Raw genomic sequence first — 18,302 nt, 5'->3', positions numbered from 1 at the left:
GAACTTTGTGAACGAGAAGTACACGGCGCTGAGCAGCGGGTAGCCGAAGAAGACCACGATGCCGATCAGCGCGGGGGCGAGGAACGACCACGTGGTCAGGTTCCGGCGCAGCCGCATGGTCAGCCGCCCAGGGTCATCACGCTGTTGATCTGCTTGTCGGCGTCGGCCAGGCCGGCGTCCAGATCCTTGACCTTGCCGGACTGCCAGTTGGTGGCGAAGGTGCCGAAGGTCTCCTGGTACGCGGGCCCGGAGGCGGCCGGCGGCGAGGTGAGCGAGTTCGGGTTGGCGAAGATGTCCATGAAGGTCTTGAACTCGGGCTCGACCTGCAGCTCCGGGTCGTTGGTCGCGCCGGTCGTGGTCGGCACGTTCTTCAGCGCGTTGGCCAGCTTGACGATGGTCTTGTCGTTGGTGGTCAGGTATTTGATGAGCTCCCAGGCCGCCTCGGGGTTCTTGGCGTGCTTCGAGATGCCCACGATGTTGCCGGTGACGTAGCCGCCGCCGTACCGGGCCCGGGTCGCTGGTCGGGATCGGCGCGACGCCGTACTTCAGGTTCGGCGCCTGGTCCTTGACGAACGCCAGCCGGTATTCGGCGTCGACGTTGATCGCCACCTGACCCTTCTGGAACGCGTTGTCCGCGCTGAACTCGTCGCCCAGGCCGGCCCGGAACTTCTGCAGGTTGTCGTAGCCGTACCAGTCGACCAGGCCCTTCTGCCAGGTCATCAGCGTCTTCCAGGCCGGGTCGGTGCCGACCGCCGACTTGCCCTCCGCGGTGAGCCACTTGGCGCCGACGGCGGGGGCCAGGTGCGCGGCGGCGTTCTCGTAGAAGTCGAAGAGCGGCAGGAAGCCGACCGTCTTCAGCGAGCCGTCCTTGTTCTTGACCGTGAGCTTCTTGGCGTCCTCGGTGAGCTCGTCGAGGGTCTTGGGCGGCCCGTCGATGCCGGCCTTGGCGAACAGGTCCTTGTTGTAGAAGATCCCGTACGCGTCGGCGAGGAACGGCATCGCGCAGCGCTTGCCGTCGAACTCGGTGTACGAGCGCGTGGTCGCGTTCAGCTGGCTCAGGTCCACATTGTCCCGTTTGACGTACGGCGCCAGATCGACCCACGCACCGGACGAGCAGAACTTGCCCACGATGTCGGTGGAGTACGAGAGCCCGATGTCCGGCCCGTTGCCGGCGCCGATCGCCTGGGTCATCTTCGAGTCGTCCTGACCCGGCTTCACCGTCACCTTGATGTTCGGGTGGGTGCTGGTGAAGTCCTTGATGACCGTGTCGATGGCGGCGGCCTCGCGCTCGGTGAAGAAGTGCCACAGCTCGACCGTGCCGGACACCTCCGTACCCTTCTCGGCGATCTTGGTGTCCTTGGGCGCCGGGGTGCAGGCGGCGGTCAGCAGCAGCGCGGCAGCGGCGGCGATGATCGATTTTTGGGCATGGGGTATCCGCTTGTTCACGGCGAGGGGTCCTCTCAGGGGTGGTGCGGCAGGGGAATCAGGCTTGGTTGTCGCGGATCGAGGCGATCAACGCCTCGCGGACGGCGGTGAGCCCGGCGTCGAGGGCGCCGAGCAGCACCGCGTCGTCGTCGATCGTGGTGACGGCGATCGTGCTCTCCAGCGGGGCGGCGCGGAGCAGGGCGCCCTTGACCGCGGCGAGCAGCGGCTGCCCGCCGGCCTGGGCGATCGGGCCGGCCAGCACGACGAGCGAGGGGTCGAGCACGGCGATCACGGCCGCCAGGCCGACCGCGATCCGGTCGGCCAGGTGGGTGAAGAACTCGCCGGCGGCATCCGGACCGGCCGCCGCGGCGGCCACGACGTCGAACGGGGTCCCGCCGGAGACGCCGTGGTCCTGGCCGAGCGCGAGGATGGCCGCGCCGCCGAACAGGTCCTGCAGGTCGATCTTGCGGTAGGTGGAGTCCGGGGAGTAGAGCGGCATGTAGCCGATCTCGCCCGCGCCGCCGCGCGCGCCGCGGATCAGCGTGCCGGCGATGTCGATGGCCAGACCGAGGCCCTCCTGGCCGAGCCAGAGCAGGGCGAAGCCGTCGACCTCGCGACCGACGCCGCGGCGGCGCTCGGCCACGGCGGCGAGGTTGACGTCGTTGTCGACGCCGACGTCGGTGCCGAGCGCCGCGGCGATCTCCGGGACCAGGCCCGGTCGGCCGAAGCCCGGCACATCGACGTGCCGGATCGTCTCGGTCCGGCTGTCGTAGGAACCGGGCACGCCGAGTTGCACGTGGTGTACCCGGCCGGCCGCTACGCCGGCGGCCTCTCGCAACTCCGCCATGACGTCCACCAGGGCGGCCTTGGGATCGGCAAGCAGGAAGTCGACCGGGGACTCGATGCGGGACCGGACGGTCCCGGTCAGGTCGCAGAGCGCGGCCACGACGGACGGCACCCCGCTGGCTCCGACATCGCGCACGGAGACGGCTGCGGCGTAAGCTGCGTCCGGATTCGCCGCATAGATCTCCGCGTTCGGTCCCGGGCGCCCGCTGTTGTAGCCGACGACGGTCACCAGGCCGGCGTCGGTGAGCCGGCGCAGCACCTCCGAGATGGTCGGTGTGGAGAGCGCCGTGAGCCGGCGCAGGTCGGCGCGGGTGAGCATGCCCGGCTCGAGCAGGTGGGCGAGCGCCGCGCTCTCGTTCATGGCGCGCAGCAGCTTGGACGATCCCGCCAGTCGCGGCACGGAGCCCCCTCGGGTAATTGGAAAAACAGCTAACAATTAGTTGGACCGTAGGTCGGTCTCCGATCGGCTGTCAATACTTCGTCGCGCTCTGTTTCCTCCGTGAAGCAAGTCCGGCCCGTGTTCGGGCCCTGACTGCCGGTCGAAGCGGTCTTTCGCCAGCAAAAGTGATTAATCGACGGGTATTGATTAATCAACTTAACTGACCTAGCGTGACCACTCATCGCCTCGGCGACGGAACCCCCAACGTCCGTCATCGATGGCTTCACCCTGCGCGCCCACCCCCTCAACCTCACGAGGAGCGCCCATGACCATCCCCTCACGCCCCCCACGCCGGCTGCGAGTGATCGCGTACGCCCTCGGCGGCGTCCTGCTGCCCGCCGCGGGCATCGCCTTCGGCCTCCTGCCGGCCAGTGCCGCCACCGCCGGACCGATCAAGGGCCTCGCCGGCAAGTGCGTCGACGTCGCGGCCGCCAACAACGCGAATGGAACCCCGGTGCAGCTCTACGACTGCAACAGCACGGGCGCTCAGACCTGGAGCGTCGGCAACACCGACAACTCGATCAGGGCGCTGGGCAAGTGCCTGGACGTCACCGCGGGGTCCGCCGCCAGCGGTGCGAAGATCCAGATCTATGACTGCAACGGTACGGCCGCCCAGAAGTGGACCGCCGGCGCCGGCGGCACACTGATCAACCCCGGCTCCGGCAGGTGTCTCGACGTCCCGAACAACAACTCGGCCAACGGCAACCAGTTGCAGATCTGGACCTGCGGCAACGGCGCCAACCAGAAGTGGACGCTGCCCGGCGGCACCACCACACCGCCGAGCAGTGGCGTGAATTTGGACAACCCGGCCAAGAAGGACGTGGCGATGCAGATCGTCTCGGCCGCCGAGAACTCCTCGCTCGACTGGCGGGCCCAGTTCTCCTACATCGAGGACATCAACGACGGCCGCGGCTACACCGCCGGCATCATCGGCTTCTGCTCCGGCACCGGCGACATGCTGGAACTGGTCGAGGCGTACGCGGCGACCAAGCCGGGCAACGTGCTGGCCAAATACCTGCCGGCGCTGCGAAACGTCAACGGGACCTCGTCACACGCGGGCCTCGACCCGAACTTCACCAGGGACTGGCGTACGGCCGCGGCCGACCCGGTCTTCCAGGCGGCGCAGGAGTCCGAGCGGGACCGGGTGTACTTCAACCCGTCGGTGCGCGACGGCAAGGCCGACGGCATCCGGGCACTGGGCCAGTTCGCCTACTACGACGCGGCGGTGGTGCACGGCTACGAGGGCATGCGGTCGATCCGCAGCCGGGCGCTGCAGCGGGCCAGGCCGCCGTCGCAGGGTGGCAACGAGACGACCTGGCTGAACGCGTTCCTCGACGAGCGGGTCATCGAGATGAAGAAGGAAGAGGCCCACTCCGACGTCACGCGGATCGACACCGCGCAGCGCGTCTTCCTGCGCAACGGCAACCTGGACCTGAACACCCCGCTCGACTTCGCCGTCTACGGCGACCAGTTCCATATCGGATAGAACTACCTGTTCCAGGTCCAGGCGTATCCGGTGTCCTCTACGGACAGGGCCGCGTCGCAGAGGTCCAGCGGGCGGAAGGTGTCGACCATGACGGCGAGTTCGTCGAAGTGGTCGGCGCCGATCGCCCGTTCCACGGCACCCGGCTGCGGGCCGTGCGTGAAGCCCGACGGGTGCAGGGAGATCGAACCCTGCTCGATGCCCGAACCGCGCCGGGCCTCGTAGTTGCCGCCGGTGTAGAACATCATCTCGTCGGAGTCCACGTTGTGGTGGTTGTACGGCACCGGGATGGCCAGCGGGTGGTAGTCGACCTTGCGCGGCACGAAGGAGCACACCACGAAGTTCGGCCCCTCGAACGTCTGGTGCACCGGTGGCGGCTGGTGCACCCGCCCGGTGATCGGCTCGAAGTCGCGGATCGAGAACGCCCACGGGTACAGGCAGCCGTCCCAGCCGACCACGTCGAACGGGTGGTGGGCGTACACGTGCCGGGTCCAGCCCGCGCGGTGCTTGACGTACACCTCGACGTCCGTACCGTCGGCCCGCAGCGGCGCGTCCGGGCCGCGGACGTCGCGCTCGCAGTACGGCGAGTGTTCGAGGAACTGCCCGCGCACCGACAGATACCGCTTCGGCGGGCCGATGTGCCCGTTCGCCTCGATGGTCAGCATCCGGACCTGGCCCTCCGGCACGATCCGGTGCACCACGGAGGTCGGGATGATCACATAGTCGCCGGCGGTGACCCGCAGGGCGCCGAAGGTCGTCTCGATGGTGGCGGCGCCGTCCTCCACATACAGGCACTCGTCGCCGACCGCGTCCCGATACAGCGGGGACGGCCGATCGGCGACCACGTAGCCGATCCGTACGTCGCCGTTGGCCAGCAGCGGGCGGCGGCCCAGCACCGCGTCGCCGGGGCCGGCGTCGAGCTTGTGGGTGCGCAGGTGCCGGGGCTTGAGCGGCAGATTCGGCAGCTGGCTGGTGGCCGGCGGCTCGTGCACCTCCGCCGAGGAGATCGCGGTGGGTGCGTACCGGTGATAGAGCAGGGAGGAGTCGGAGGAGAAGCCCTCCTGGCCCATCAACTCCTCCGCGTAGAGTCCGCCGTCCGGACGGCGGAACTGGGTGTGTCGCTTACGAGGGATCTCCCCGACGCTGCGGTAGTACGGCATCGTTGCCACCACCCCTAGAAAACTGACATTACGGACGGTGTTGTCCGCCTCTCGAAGCGTCCATTAGGTTCAGATTCGTGTCAACGCTGGTGCCACCGCTGTTCGCAGGACTCGTCGATGACGCGTCCCTGCTGCCGCCGGGCATCATCGGGCCGCCCGAGGCCCTCGCGACGCACCTCAAACACCGCGACGCCTGGTACGCCGGACTGCTGGGCGCGCTGCTCGTGCCCTCGTCGCTGGTCCATCTCGAGATCGCCCCGCGCGGGCTGGCGGTCGGCGTCGTCAACGACACCGCGATCGGCGCCCTGCCCGCGGTGGTCGCCAAGCTGCGGGCCGCCGGCGCCGGCGTGGTCCGGGTCGAGGCGGCCGTCGCGCGCCGCGGCGAGGACCCGCAGCCCGGCCTGAGCGCGCTCGGCGCGCTCGCCGGCGAGGACCCCGACCTGCACGTGTACGCGGAGATCCCGCTCAGCTGGGGCCTGCTCGCGGGCCTCGACACGGTGGCCGCCCAGCGCGCCGCGGGCCTGCGGATCGCGCCCAAGTTCCGCGTCGGCGGGCTCGCCGCGGAGCTGTTCCCGACCCCGGTCGAGCTGGCGGCGGTCATCTGCGCCTGCCGGGACCGCGGCCTGCCGTTCAAGCTCGCCGCCGGGCTGCGGCACGCGCTGCGGCACACCGACCCCGAGACCGGATTCACCCACCACGGCTTCCTGAACGTGCTGGTCGCGTCGGTGGCGGCGAGCGACGGTGCCGAGGTGGCCGAGGTCGCCGAGGCGCTGGCGGCGACGCACCCGGTGCCGCTGGTCGAGCCGGCCCGGACCCGCCGGGACGAGCCGCGGCCGCTGTGGGCCGGGTTCGGGGCAACCAACGTGCTGGAGCCGCTGACGGAGCTGATCCGTCTCGGCCTGATCAACGGCGGCTACGAGTGACCCTCTTTGACCTGCGCAACCTCCCCTACGGCGTGTTCAGCACGGGCGGCGGGGTGCGGCGGATCGGCGTCCGGCTGGGCGACGCGGTGCTGGACCTGTCCCGCGCCGAGCAGGACGACCTGATCCTGGCCGGGGGCGCGCTGCGGCAGCCGACGCTCAACGTGCTGATGTCCCTCGGGCGTCCGCAGTGGAGCGCGATCCGGGCCCGGATCGTCGAGCTGGCCCCCACGCTGCCGGCCATCCCGCTCGGCGAGGTCGAGCTGCACCTGCCGTTCGAGGTGGCTGACTACACCGACTTCTACTCCTCCGAACACCACGCCACCCAGGTCAGCAGGATCCTGCGGCCGGAGCGGCCCGGGCTGCAGCCGAACTGGAAGCACCTCCCGATCGGCTACCACGGCCGCGCGGGCACGGTCGTCGTCTCCGGCACCCCGATCGAGCGGCCCGCGGGACAGCTCGGCCCGGGCGCCTTCGGGCCGACGCAGCGGCTGGACGTCGAGGCCGAGGTGGGCTTCGTGGTGGGCGTGCCGGGCCGGCGGATCAGCACCGCCGACTTCGCCGAGCACGTGTTCGGCGTCGTCCTGGTCAACGACTGGTCGGCGCGCGACATCCAGGCATTCGAATACCAACCCCTCGGGCCGTTCCTGGCCAAGTCCTTCGCCACCTCGGTGTCGCCGTGGGTCGTGCCGCTGGAGGCCCTGTCCGGCGCGCTGGTGCCCGCGGTCGCGCAGGATCCAGTCCCGGCGGAATATCTGACGCCGCCGGGCGACGGCCTGGACCTGTCGCTGACGATCGAGTGGAACGGGAGCCCGGTCAGCTCGCCGCCGTTCGCGCAGATGTACTGGACGCCCGCCCAGCAGCTCGCCCACCTGACCGTCAACGGCGCGAGCGTGCGAACCGGCGACCTCTTCGCCTCCGGTACGGTCTCCGGGCCCGAGCGCGCGCAGGCCGGCTCGTTCCTGGAGCTGACCTGGAACGGCACCGAGCCGGTCAAACTCGGCGACGGCTCGGTCCGGGGCTTCCTGCTCGACGGCGACACGGTCACGATCAGCGGCGCCGCGCCCGGTGTCGGCGGCGCGCCGATCGGGCTCGGTTCGGTAAGCGGAACTGTCTGTCGCTGACGGACGACTGCCCGTACCTTGTAGGCGGGAGGTCACGCAATGTCCACGGTAGCGGTGACGCGACTGGTTGAAGCGCCGGTCGCTGCTGTGTGGCAGGTCTTCACCGACCTGCCGAGTCGCTGTGACCGGCTGTCCACCGTCATAGCCGTCGAGCTGCTCACCCGGGGTCCCTTCGGCGCCGGCACGGTGTGGCGCGAGACCCGGACGATGGCCGACGGCGGGGAGATCACCGAGGAGTTCCGGGTCGACGAGTGCGTCATCCCCGAGCGCTTCGTCGTCACGTCGCCGGGCATCGGCGCGGAATATCGGATGACCTACACCTTCGTGCCGGTCATCGAGGGCCGGCACCGGGGCGGCACGATGGTCACCGTGGTGCAGGACGGCACCCCGACCGCGCCGGCGGGCCGGTTCCTGGCGCTGGTCTTCGGCGGGCTGGCCGCCCGCACGGTCGAGGGCGCGCTCCGGCGTGACCTGGACGACCTGGCCGCCGCCGCCTGACCTATCGTCCCTGTGGTGATCGGGAAGCTGCTGCGCATCGTCGCCGCCGCCGTCGTGCTGGCGGCCGCGGCCCTGATCGGCTGGCGGGTGCTGGCCCCCGCCGAGGTCTTCGAGTCTTCAGTCCGGTCAGGGGCGGGGCGGTCGGATGGGGAGCCGGCCACCGGCGCCTACCCGGTCGCCGTCACGCTGCCGCCGGGAGTCACCGGCAAGACCACGCTGGCCCCGCTGATCGTCGACGGCCGCATCCGGGTCTACGCCGGCGAGCGCCTGGTCAAGGCGGACGGACCGGTCGAGGCGAAGACCATGTCCACCGCGCGCTGGTCGTACCGCCGCTGGCCGGAACGGCTCACCGGGATCGTCGCCGTGGCGGCCACGGTGGTCACCCGCTGGTCGGACGGCGACGTGGTGGCGCTCGACGGGCGTACCGGAGAACTCGCCTGGCGGGCCGGCGGACCCGCCGCCGAACCCTTCGCCGGGCGCACCGGCTCCGCGGCGGTCTGGGCCCCACCGGGCCTGCACACGGCCGGGACCAGCGTGCTGATCACCGACGGGCGGCAGCTGATCGCCCGCGCGGCCGCGGACGGCACGCAACGCTGGGCGGTACCGTTGCCGCCCGGGTGCGGCGACGGCTTCGTGACCACCGGCGGCCGGTACGTGTGCGGAGCCGGCGCGTGGGACGTGCTATCCGGAACCGTGGTCCGCGGCTGGCCCACCGGACCGTTCACGGCGGTCGGCTGCGATGTGGCCCGCTCCGGCTGCGCCGGCCTGCGCGACGGGTCGGGCCAGGGCTGGCTGACCGGCGCCCGGCGGCCGGAACGTGCCCCGGCCCTCGACGCACCGGACGCCACCGCCGCGGCTGACCTGGTGCTGACCGTCTCTGGCGGCGGTGCGGTCGTTCCCGGGGTGACGGCTTCGGGCGGTGCGGTCGTTCCTGGGGTGACGGCTTCGGGCGGTGCGGTCGTTCCTGGGGTGACGGCTTCGGGCGGTGCGGTCGTTCCCGGGGTGATCGCTTCGGGTGGCGCGGTGACCGCCTCGGGCGGTGCCGTGGTCGCCTCCCGGGCGGGGCGGGAGGTGTGGCGCTGGTCTGGCGCGGCGCGGGTGCTCGGCGTTCGGGGCGGCCGGGCCGTGCTGCTCGCCGCCGACCGCCGGCTGATCGTGCTGGACGCGGCGACCGGGGTGCTGCGGGCGGAGTTTCCGCTGTATGTGCCGAAGGAGCGGGTCGAGGCCTGGAAGCCGGACCGCTGGCAGCTGACGGACGGCTATCTGGCCGTCGAACGCTTGCAGCCGTCGGCAGGCACCGACCCAGACGAGGCGAACCACTTCTATACGACCGACCCGGTGGTCATCGCTGCGCTGTAGGCGGCCGCGTGCCGCTTTGCGGGTGCTGCCCTGTGCGTCGGCGTCGGCGTCGGCGTCGGCGTGGGCGTGGGCGCTGGCCTTTCTTTGCCCGCTGCCGGTCTTCTTGCGCCCGCCGCCCGCCGCCCGCTGCCCGGCTTCTTGGGGTCCGCCGCTGGTCTTTTGCGCTCACCCGCCAGTTTTGCGCCCGCCCGCCGCCGGCCGGGCCTAGGTCAGCCGGGCCAGCAGTGCCGTCCAGGCCTCCTCTGCCGCTCCCGCGATCGGCCCGTCGTCGCCCAGCAGGGCGGGCAGCACCGGCGGTGGCGCTGCGCGGCGAAAACCCATCAGACCCGCCTCGTACGCGGTGCTGAGCTGTTCCGGCGCCGCCGCCAGCAGGTCGACGCCGAGGCCGCCCAGCGTGACGAGGTCCGCGTCCAGGCCGTTGACCAGGCCCGCGATGCCCCGGCCCAGGGCCGTCGCCACGGTCGCGGCGGCTGCGGCCGGCCCGGGCTCCGGCGAGGTGATGATCCGCCGGGCGTACGTGACCGGGTCGGGGGGCGGCTCGTGGCCCAGCAGCCGGGCCAGCGCCGAGCCGTCCACGGCGGTGCCCCAGCAGCCGTACGCGCCGCATGGGCACCGGACCGCGGGATCGCCGAACGGCATGTGCCCGAACTCCCCGGCCGCGCCCAGCGCGCCGATCAGCACCCTGCCGCCGTCCACCACCGCGCCACCCAGCCCCGCCTCGATCCGCAGGTGCAGGGCGACGGCCGCGCCGACGGCCATCCCGCGCCGGGACTCGGCCGACGCCGCCAGCGTCGCGTCGTTGCCGGCCACGAAGATCTCCGCCCGGGGCCAGGCCGCGGCGAGGTCCACGTCGTGCCAGCCCAGGTTGCTGGCGTCCAGCATGAGGTCGCGCGAGACCGTGCCCGGCACCGCGATGCCGATACCGCGGATCCGGTCGCCGTACCCGTGGCGCAGCCGGCGGACCGCCGCGCCCAGCGCCGCGACCACCTCGTCACCGCCGCGGCCGGCCAGCTCCTCACCCGCGGTCGCCAACAGGCTGCCGCCCAGCTCGACCACGTCGACCCGCCAGGACTCGTGGGTGATCGAGGCGGCGGCGATCAGCGGCCCGCGCGGGTGCGGGATCAGCGCGGTCGTCGGGCGGCCCCGGGTGCCACTCGGCGCGGTCGGACCCTCGGCGAGCAGTTCGGCCTGCCCGAGGCGGCCGACCAGTTCGGTGGTAGCGCCGGTGCCGACGCCGATCAACCGGGCGGCGTCCGCCCGGGTGACGCCGGGACGGGCGTGCACCACCCGCAGCAGCTCGGTTGCGCGCGTCGACACAGCGTTCCCCCTTCTTTTGCTCGGATCAAGAGCATATTGTCGATTGGTGAGCCAGAACCACCGCAGCGGACTGGTCGTGCTCGGCACTGCCTGCTTCGTCTACGTCACCGCGGAGACCATCCCGGTCGGGCTGCTCCCGCAAATCAGCGACGGCCTGGCGGTCAGCGAGGCGGACGTGGGCCTCCTGCTGACCAGCTACGCCGTCGTGGCGGGGCTGACCACCATCCCGCTGACCGCGCTCACCATGCGGATCCCGCGGCATCTGCTCATCGCCGTGACCGTGGCGATATTTGCAATCTCCCAGCTCATCGCCGCTTTCGCGGCCACGTTGCTCATCCTCACCCTGTCGCGGCTGATCTGTGCGGTGGCACACGGCGTGTTCTGGTCCACGATCGCGCCGGTGGCCGCCCGGCTCGTCCCGCCAGACCGGGCCGGCCGCGCCACGGCGCTGGTCTTCCTCGGCAACTCGCTGGCCATCGTGCTCGGCGTGCCGCTCGGCACGGCCCTGGGCCAGTGGCTGGGCTGGCGGGTCGCGCTGGCGGCGCTGGCGGCGGGTGGCGCGGCCTGCGTCGTGGCGCTGCTGGTTGTGCTGCCCAAGCTGCCGGCGCTGCCGCAGGACCTGGCGGTCGGGGCGGGCGCCCGGCTGAAGGCCTCGGTCCGGATCATCCGCAACGGACCGGTGGCGGCAGTCTGCGTGATCACGGTGGTGCTGGTGATCGGGCACTTCGCGGCGTACACCTATATCGCCCCGCTGGTGCGGCGCGACGGCGGACTGCAAGGGCTCGGCCTGAGCGCACTCCTCCTCGGCTACGGCGCCGCCGGCCTGCTCGGCAACGCGATCGTGGGACGCTTCGTGGACCGGCGACCCGGCCCGCTGCTCATCACGCTGACCGGGCTGATGGCGGTCTCGCTGACCGTGCTCGTGCCTGTCCTCGGCGCGGTCCCGACCGTGCTGGCGGCGCTGGTCTGGGGCGGCACGTTCACCGCGATCCCGGTGGTGCTCCAGTCGGCGATCCTGCGCGTAGCGCCGCAAGCGCGAGACGCCGCCTCGGCCGTCTACGTGGTCGCCTTCCAGGTCGGCATCGGCGGTGGCGCCCTGGTCGGCGAGCGACTCGTCTCCTCGGCGCGCCTGGCCTGGCTGCCGGGGCTGGCCGCGGCGCTCACCATAGTCGCGGCCCTGGTCGTCCTGGCGGCCCGGCGGACCTTCCCGGCGCACGCACCGACTCCGGGGCCGGCAGCGGCCTGACCAGCCCGGTCTCGTACGCCACGATCACCAACTGGGCTCGGTCCCGGGCCTGCAGCTTGGCGAGCAACCGGCCGATGTGGGTCTTGACCGTGGCGAGGCTCAGCCGCAGGTGCTCGGCGATCTCGACGTTCGACAGGCCCCGGCCGACCAGGGTGAGGACCTCGCGCTCGCGGTCCGTGACACCAACGAGCGAACCGGTGGGCTCACTCGCGGGCTCCCCCCGGGCGGCGAAGTGGGTGATGAGCCGCCGGGTGACCGTGGGCGCGAGCAGCGCCTCACCCGCGGCCACCACCCTGATCGCAGCCACCAGGTCATCCGGCATGACGTCCTTGAGCAGAAAGCCGCTGGCCCCGGCGCGCAACGCGGCGAAAACGTACTCGTCGAGGTCGAAGGTGGTCAGGATCAGCACCTTCGTGTCCGGCGTCAGGGGCGACCCGGTGATCAGCCGGGTCGCCTCGATGCCGTCGAGATCGGGCATCCGGATGTCCATCAGGACGACGTCAGGCTGCTCCCGCCGCGCCGCGGCCACCGCCTCGGCTCCGTTGCCGGCCTCGCCCACCGCGACGAGACCGGGGGTGACGTCGATGAGCAGCCGGAAACCGGCCCGGAGTAGCGCCTGATCATCGGCGATGAGAACCCGGATCGACCCGCTCGGCTCACTCAGGCCGGTCATCGATCCCCTTCCGTGGAAACCCACGGCTTTAGCCGTGGGGAGGAAATGGAACCCCCGCGGAGCAGGCCAGCGATAGCCGATCCACCGTCAAGGCGGACGGGCGTCACCCTGTGCGTCCCGTCAGGCGTTGTGCGGACGTCGACCTTGCCGTCGATGACGTCGCGCAGGTACTGGCGGCACCCGGCGATATGGTAGTAACATCGGTACACAGCGACGTTGTATCGCTGCGAACCCTTGCCCATGATTCGACTGCGTAGCCTCGCGCTGAAAGGTCGTGGATCTGGTGACCGAGACGGTGCGTTCCACCTACCGCCTGCGGCCCGGCCGCATGGCGCAGGCCGCCCTGCTCGCGGAGTGGGGCCGTTGCCGGTGGCTGTGGAACGAAGCCGTCCACCAGCAGCAGACCCGCCGTAAGCCGACCCTGTGCAAGCTGTCCAAGTTGCTGACCGAGGCTCGCGGCAGAAACGCCTGGCTGCGCGAGGGCTCGCAGGTCGCCCAGCAGCAGACACTGCGCACCTACACGACTGCCCTGGACGCCTCGTTTAGACTGAAGGGCCGGGGCAGGCCGAAGGCCAAGAAGCTCAAGTCCGCGTTGCCGAGCCTGCAATACACGACCCGAGGCTTCCGTATCAAGGCCGGGCTGCTGTGCTTGCCGGGTAAGGTCACCGTCCCGGTGGTGTGGTCGCGGGATCTGCCGTCGGATCCGACCAGTGTGCGGGTGTACCGCGACAACCTCGGGTACTGGTATGCGTCGTTCGTCGTCAGACGCGACGCCGTCGTGCCGGCCGTTGCGGACGGCTCTGCCATCGGCGTCGACTGGGGTGTGAAGGCCACCGCGACCACCACCGACCCCGCGTTTGACCTGCCGCACCTGGGCCACCGGAAACGCTGCGCCGCCGAACGGGCCAAGGCCCAACGCCGGATGGCCCGCCGGCGGCGGCCGAAGGGCACGCCCCCGTCGAAGGGCTACCTGAACGCGAAGCGGCAGGCAGCCCAGGTCGAGAAGAAGGCCGCCCGGCAGAACACCCACGACGCCCGCCAGTGGGCCGCCCGCGTGGTCGCCGGCCACCACCTGATCGCGGTCGAGGACTTCAAACCAAAGTTCCTGGCCAGATCCACCATGGCCCGTAAGGCGGCCGATGCCGCTGTCGGGGCTTGTAAACGTGAGTTGATCTATCGGGGTGTGCGGGCGGGCCGGAAGGTGGTGTTGGTGCCGCCCGCCTACACCACGATGACCTGCTCCGGGTGCGGAACGAGAGCCAAGGAACGCCTCGGGTTGGGTATCAGGACCTTCGAGTGCTCGACCTGCGGTTACACCGCTGATCGTGATGTCAACGCCGCGAGGACGATCCTCGCCACGGCAGAGCGTGTCCGTGCCAGTGCTGACGACGTCAGACATGCGATCGCCTCCTTCCGGGACGGTGGATCGGATGCGGTCCGAGCTGGAAATCCCCCGGATTCATCCATGGGGAAGCGTTAAGTCGGGCGCTCGTAGGGCAGGGTCGCCTGTACCCGGAAGCCGCCGTGGTCTCGCGGGCCGGCGGTCAGCGCGCCCGCGTGCAGGGCGACCCGCTCGCGCATGCCGGTCAGGCCCGCGCCGTCGGTGGCCGGGCGGAGACCCGGCGCACCGTCGTTGGTCACCTCCACGCGCAGCTCGCCGGGGCTGCCGACGACGTCGATCCGGCAGCTCGTCGTGCCGACGTGCTTGACCACATTGGTCAGTGACTCCTGCACGATGCGGACCGCGGCCAGCGCGACGCCGTCCGGGACATCGCAGTCGCCGCGCACCTCCAGCCGCACGGCGACGCCGGCCTCCGCTGCGCGGTCTGCCAGCTGCCGCAGGTCGGCCAGCGTCGGTGCGGGGGCGAAATCCGGCTCGGTGCGCAGAGCGCTGACCGCCCGGCGCAACTCCGTCAGCGCACTGCGGCTCGTCGCGGCGATGACGTCCAGCGCGGCTCCCGCCTCGGCAGGTCGCTGAGCCGCGACGTGGCTGCCGATGGCGGACTTGACCGCGATCACCGTCAGGCTGTGCCCGACGATGTCGTGGATCTCGCGGGCTATCCGCAGCCGCTCCTCGGTCACCGCCTGGGTGGTGGCCTGCGCGGCGGCCCGGGCCGCATGAGCCCGCCGCTCCCGCAACGTCCAACCGAGCAGCCAGCAGGCGCCGAACACCAGGACCACGAAAGCCACCTCGATGCGCCCCGGCCCGTCGGGGGCGTCGTCGGCGACGAGCGTCGCCGCGGCCACCAGGCCGGCGCCGGCCGCCAAGGTGACGAGGCCGGGGCGAGTGGGAGCCGCCGCACCGACGGAATACAGCGCGACGCCGGCCGCGAGCGCCGGGGCGGGAAACGTATAGGCCGGAATCAAGCCGGTGGCCAGGCAGGAGGCCGCCGCGAACAGCACGACTGCCGCGACGCTCAGGGGCCGGTGCCGGCGTGCCGCGAGCGGGGCACCCAGGGCCAGAGCCGCGATGAGGGTCAGCCACGCTGGCTCGCGCGGGCCCGCGGCCGGTGACTCGGCGGCTGCCAACAAGCACACCAGGGCGACCGCGGCGGCCAGCACGGAGTCGAAGATCCGTTGCTGGACAGGGCGGGGTCGCCAGAGCAGTGCGGGCGGGACAGGCACGTCATCGACCCTAGCGGCGCGCGGCTGCGGTGGCGTCGTCCCTGAGTCGTCGTCCCTGGGGATGAGCCCGCGTCCGGTCGTACGGCCCGGGGTGGACTATTTGATGACGCCTGGAGCGTGACGACATGCCGGGGCGGACGCGACATCGTGCTGGGCATGACAGTCTCACTCCGCGACGTGCGGATGATCTACCGTTCGGGCATCCGGCAGGTGCTCGCCCTCGACGACGTCACTGTGGAGTTCCCGCCCGGGACGTTCAGCGCCGTGATGGGCCCGTCGGGGTCCGGCAAGTCGACGCTGCTGCACTGCGCCGCGGGCCTGGAACGGCCAGTCGGCGGTCACGTGTCTATCGCCGGCACGGCCCTCGGTGATCTGGGCGAGACGGCCCTGACCCACCTGCGCCGCGACCGCGTCGGCTTCATCTTCCAGGCGTTCAACCTGGTCTCCTCGCTCACTGCGGCGCAGAACGCGGCGCTGCCGCTGCGCCTGGCCGGCCGCCGCCCCGCCACCGGCGAGGTGACCGCCGCGCTGGCGGAGGTCGGGCTGGCCGACCGGGCCCGGCACCGTCCGAGCGAGCTCTCCGGGGGTGAGCAGCAACGGGTCGCCATCGCCCGGGCCCTGATCACCCGGCCGGCCGTCGTCTTCGCCGACGAGCCGACGGGGGCCCTCGACAATCGCACTTCCCGACAGGTCCTCGACCTGCTGCGCGCGCTCGTGGACGAGCACGGCCAGACGATCGTCATGGTGACCCACGACCCGGTCGCCGCAGCCGTGGCAGACCGGGTGCTGCTGCTGGCCGACGGCCGGATCGCCGGTGAGCTCACCGAGCTCGACGCGGGCGCCATCGCGGCCCGGATGACCACGCTGGAGTCGGCATGCTGACCCGCGACCGGCTGGGCACGTTCCTCGCCGTGGTGTTCAGCACGGCGATCGTGGCGGCAGCTCTGCTGCTCTGGGCGTCCGCGCGGCCCCGGGTGCCGGAGAGATTCGCGGAGCTGAGCGTGGTGGTGCAAAGCCCGACCGCGGCGAATCCGGCCGAGTTCTTCACCGAGTCGGTGCCCTGGTCGGCCGCCACCGCGCAGGAGCTGGCGGATCGGCTGGCCGCGCTCCCGGGGGTGACCGCTGTCGTCCAGGACCGGCCGTTCTATGCGCAGCCGGTCCGCTCCGGCCGGCCGCTCCCAAACCTGACCACCGGATACGGCTGGACGGCGAGTGCTGGGCCGCTGGTCGCCGGCAAACCGCCGGTGGGCGAGCGGGAGGTGGTCGTCGGCGCCGATCTCGAGGTGCCGATCGGCCAGGACGTCACCCTGCTGACCGCGACGGGCCCGGCGTCGTGGCGGGTCACCGGTCACGTCGGCACGTCGGCGGTGTTCGTCTCCGCTGACGTCGCGGCCCGGCTGCGACCGGGCGTGCGGGCGATCGGGCTCGGCGGCAGCCCCGACCCGGCCGCGGTGCGCGCTGCCGTCGGCGAAGCGGGAACGGTGCTCACCGGGACGGCACGTGGGGCGCTGGAGCCGCGTGTTGACGCCCGCACCCGGTGGATAGGCACGCAGGTGTTGTCCGCGACGGTCGCGCTGGCGGGCTTCGCCTGTGTGTTCCTGGTGGCCTCGACCTCGGCCTTCGCGGTCAATCAGCGGCGTCGCGAGATCGGGTTGCTGCGCGCGGTGGGTGCGACGCCGCGGCAGATCCGGTCCTCTCTCTACCGGTCGGCCCTGCTCACCGGAGGGCTCGCCGCGGGGCTGGGCGTCGTGCTGGGCGGCGTGCTGGCGGTGCCGTTGGGCGGATTCCTGGTCGATGCCGGCTTCGAACCGCCCGGGTTCAGCGTGCGGTGGGAGCCGTGGGCGCTGGCGGTGGCGTTTCTCGCCGGGCCGATGGTGTCGCTGCTCGGCGCGGCGGCGTCCGCCCGCCGGGCGTCCCGGATCGGTCCGCTGGAGGCCCTGCGGGTGGCCGAGGTGGAGGGTAGGCCGATGTCGCGGCCGCGCTGGATCGCCGGCCTGGCAGCGGCGGTGATCGGCGCCGCCGCGGGCATCTACACCGCGACTGCCGCGAGCGTCACCGACATGGCCCAGTTCGCGTTGCTGGGCGCCATGGCCCTCGTCGTCGCGGCTGCCCTGCTGGCGCCGGCTGTGGTCCCGCTGCTGGTCCGCGTGCTGCTGCGGCCGGTCACCGGCATCACCGGCACGCTGGTGCGGCAGAGCGCGCTGGCCGGCGTCCGGCGTACGGCGTCGACAGCCGCGCCGGTGCTGCTCACGGTGGCCTTCGGCGTCTTCATCGTCGGCACGGTGCAGACCTCGACGGCGGCCTATGCGGCCCGCCGGGCCGCCGCCGTGCACACGGGCACCGTGCTGATTCCCGATGGCACGCCGGGCCTGACGGATGCGGCGGCGCCCGACGCGCCGCTACCGACCCAGGTATACGTCGCCGGCACGGCCGTCGCGGCCGTCGGACTGCCGAGCCAGGCACCCGGCACCGCACTCGCAGCCCCGGACGCGGCCGACCGCTTCGGTGACAGCGTCACCCTCACCTACGCCGACGGGGTGCGGGAAACGCTTCGAATCACCGGCCCCGCTCCGGCCGGCCCGATCGCGGCGGATCTCGTCCTGGCCCGTGGCGCGGTCCGCGACCACGACAGGTCGGCACTGGCCCCGGCGGCCTTCACCCCGAACGCCGCCCTCACCCCGGGCGCGGAGCTGGTCCCGGTGGCCACCTACGCGCGCCGGGCGGATGCCGCAGAGGACCGCCTCGTCTGGTCGTTCACGTTGTTGCTGCTGGGGATGTCCGCCGGCGCGGGCGCGCTCGCGGTGGCGAACACCCTGCTCATGGCGACCAGGCACCGCATCCGCGACTACCGGGTGCTGCGCCTGGCGGGAGCGACACCACGCCAGGTGGCCGCGACGGTGGCCCTGGAATCGACTCTGGTCGTGACGATCGGCTCGATCCTGGGAGTGGCGGCCGCCCTCCTCGCCCTGCTGGGCTCGACAAGATCCCTCAGCGCCCAGGTCGGCACCGAGATCAACGTGATCATCCCCTGGCCGCTGATGGCTCTGGTGATAGCGACATGCCTCTTGCTCGCCCTGGTGGCGAGCACACCGTCGGCCTTGACTGCTCGACCTGCGAGATGATTCAGGCCGTCGGGCCTCTGCTCGACCTGCGAGATGATTCAGGCCGTCGGATTTCTGCCAGCAGA

15 protein-coding genes and 1 pseudogene are annotated in these 18,302 nt (G+C 71.8%); 9 read left to right on the top strand and 7 right to left on the bottom strand.

Translation table 11 applies throughout. The annotated features are described in order from the left end of the window. Positions 1 to 119 precede the first annotated feature (119 nt). The 3 genes and pseudogenes from DMB66_RS65270 to DMB66_RS21945 all read right to left on the bottom strand — a co-directional run bounded on the left by DMB66_RS65270 (position 120) and on the right by DMB66_RS21945 (position 2,671). A complete protein-coding gene (locus DMB66_RS65270) occupies positions 120 to 473 on the bottom strand; it encodes an extracellular solute-binding protein (RefSeq protein WP_255440877.1) in 354 nt (117 codons plus the stop codon). Between the two features lie 91 nt (positions 474 to 564). Then, positions 565 to 1,224 (bottom strand): annotated as a pseudogene (locus tag DMB66_RS65265) (extracellular solute-binding protein); the annotation flags it as partial. A 259-nt stretch (positions 1,225 to 1,483) separates the two neighbouring features. Beyond that, a complete protein-coding gene (locus tag DMB66_RS21945) occupies positions 1,484 to 2,671 on the bottom strand; it encodes an ROK family transcriptional regulator (protein WP_125805990.1) in 1,188 nt (395 codons plus the stop codon). A gap of 304 nt (positions 2,672 to 2,975) precedes the next feature. Here DMB66_RS21945 and DMB66_RS65580 point away from each other — a divergent pair, with 304 nt between their 5' ends. Beyond that, positions 2,976 to 4,196, top strand: a complete 1,221-nt coding sequence (locus DMB66_RS65580) for a chitosanase (protein WP_125805989.1) — start codon at positions 2,976 to 2,978, stop codon at positions 4,194 to 4,196. 2 nt (positions 4,197 to 4,198) lie between these two features. Here the strand turns inward: DMB66_RS65580 and DMB66_RS21935 are convergent, their stop codons facing one another. Then, positions 4,199 to 5,353 (bottom strand): homogentisate 1,2-dioxygenase, encoded by a 1,155-nt coding sequence (locus DMB66_RS21935; RefSeq protein WP_125805988.1) that lies wholly within the window; start codon positions 5,351 to 5,353, stop codon positions 4,199 to 4,201. Between the two features lie 77 nt (positions 5,354 to 5,430). Here DMB66_RS21935 and DMB66_RS21930 point away from each other — a divergent pair, with 77 nt between their 5' ends. Genes DMB66_RS21930 through DMB66_RS21915 form a run of 4 tightly spaced genes read left to right on the top strand, consistent with a single transcriptional unit; the run spans position 5,431 to position 9,254 of the window. Further along, positions 5,431 to 6,276: a hypothetical protein gene (locus DMB66_RS21930; protein ID WP_233624757.1), complete on the top strand. Its 846-nt coding sequence runs from the start codon at positions 5,431 to 5,433 to the stop codon at positions 6,274 to 6,276. Continuing rightward, a complete protein-coding gene (gene fahA / locus DMB66_RS21925; protein WP_125805987.1) occupies positions 6,273 to 7,397 on the top strand; it encodes a fumarylacetoacetase in 1,125 nt (374 codons plus the stop codon). Before DMB66_RS21930 ends, fahA begins: the two co-directional genes overlap by 4 nt. Positions 7,398 to 7,436: 39 nt before the next feature. Then, entirely contained in the window at positions 7,437 to 7,895 is a 459-nt protein-coding gene (locus DMB66_RS21920) for an SRPBCC family protein (protein ID WP_125805986.1), read from the top strand. Positions 7,896 to 7,910: 15 nt separating this feature from the next. Beyond that, positions 7,911 to 9,254 (top strand): PQQ-binding-like beta-propeller repeat protein, encoded by a 1,344-nt coding sequence (locus DMB66_RS21915; protein WP_125805985.1) that lies wholly within the window; start codon positions 7,911 to 7,913, stop codon positions 9,252 to 9,254. A gap of 204 nt (positions 9,255 to 9,458) precedes the next feature. Here the strand turns inward: DMB66_RS21915 and DMB66_RS21910 are convergent, their stop codons facing one another. Next, positions 9,459 to 10,571 carry an ROK family protein gene (locus tag DMB66_RS21910; RefSeq protein WP_125805984.1) on the bottom strand — a complete coding sequence of 371 codons (1,113 nt, stop codon included), beginning with the start codon at positions 10,569 to 10,571 and terminating at the stop codon, positions 9,459 to 9,461. A 46-nt stretch (positions 10,572 to 10,617) separates the two neighbouring features. Between DMB66_RS21910 and DMB66_RS21905 the strand changes: the two genes are divergently transcribed. Then, complete coding sequence (locus DMB66_RS21905) at positions 10,618 to 11,817, top strand: MFS transporter (protein WP_233624756.1); 1,200 nt, start codon at positions 10,618 to 10,620, stop codon at positions 11,815 to 11,817. On the opposite strand, the gene DMB66_RS21900 is transcribed toward DMB66_RS21905, so the two are convergent. After that, positions 11,732 to 12,490 (bottom strand): response regulator transcription factor, encoded by a 759-nt coding sequence (locus DMB66_RS21900; RefSeq protein WP_125805982.1) that lies wholly within the window; start codon positions 12,488 to 12,490, stop codon positions 11,732 to 11,734. The two genes, DMB66_RS21905 and DMB66_RS21900, sit on opposite strands and share 86 nt — an antisense overlap. A gap of 283 nt (positions 12,491 to 12,773) precedes the next feature. Here DMB66_RS21900 and DMB66_RS21895 point away from each other — a divergent pair, with 283 nt between their 5' ends. Continuing rightward, the gene (locus tag DMB66_RS21895; RefSeq protein ID WP_199752559.1) at positions 12,774 to 13,970 is read left to right on the top strand and encodes an RNA-guided endonuclease TnpB family protein; all 1,197 of its coding nucleotides are present in this window, start codon (positions 12,774 to 12,776) and stop codon (positions 13,968 to 13,970) included. On the opposite strand, the gene DMB66_RS21890 is transcribed toward DMB66_RS21895, so the two are convergent. Next, the gene (locus tag DMB66_RS21890) at positions 13,967 to 15,115 is read right to left on the bottom strand and encodes a sensor histidine kinase (RefSeq protein WP_125805981.1); all 1,149 of its coding nucleotides are present in this window, start codon (positions 15,113 to 15,115) and stop codon (positions 13,967 to 13,969) included. The genes DMB66_RS21895 and DMB66_RS21890 overlap by 4 nt on opposite strands. A gap of 156 nt (positions 15,116 to 15,271) precedes the next feature. Here DMB66_RS21890 and DMB66_RS21885 point away from each other — a divergent pair, with 156 nt between their 5' ends. Continuing rightward, complete coding sequence (locus tag DMB66_RS21885; protein WP_125805980.1) at positions 15,272 to 15,997, top strand: ABC transporter ATP-binding protein; 726 nt, start codon at positions 15,272 to 15,274, stop codon at positions 15,995 to 15,997. Next, positions 15,991 to 18,237 carry an ABC transporter permease gene (locus DMB66_RS21880; protein WP_125805979.1) on the top strand — a complete coding sequence of 749 codons (2,247 nt, stop codon included), beginning with the start codon at positions 15,991 to 15,993 and terminating at the stop codon, positions 18,235 to 18,237. The genes DMB66_RS21885 and DMB66_RS21880 overlap by 7 nt, the downstream gene beginning before the upstream one ends. Positions 18,238 to 18,302: the final 65 nt, after the last annotated feature.

The organism is Actinoplanes sp. ATCC 53533, assembly GCF_003947245.1.
Note: the sequence above shows the minus strand (reverse complement) of the source record. Positions and strands in the feature narration are given on the sequence as shown.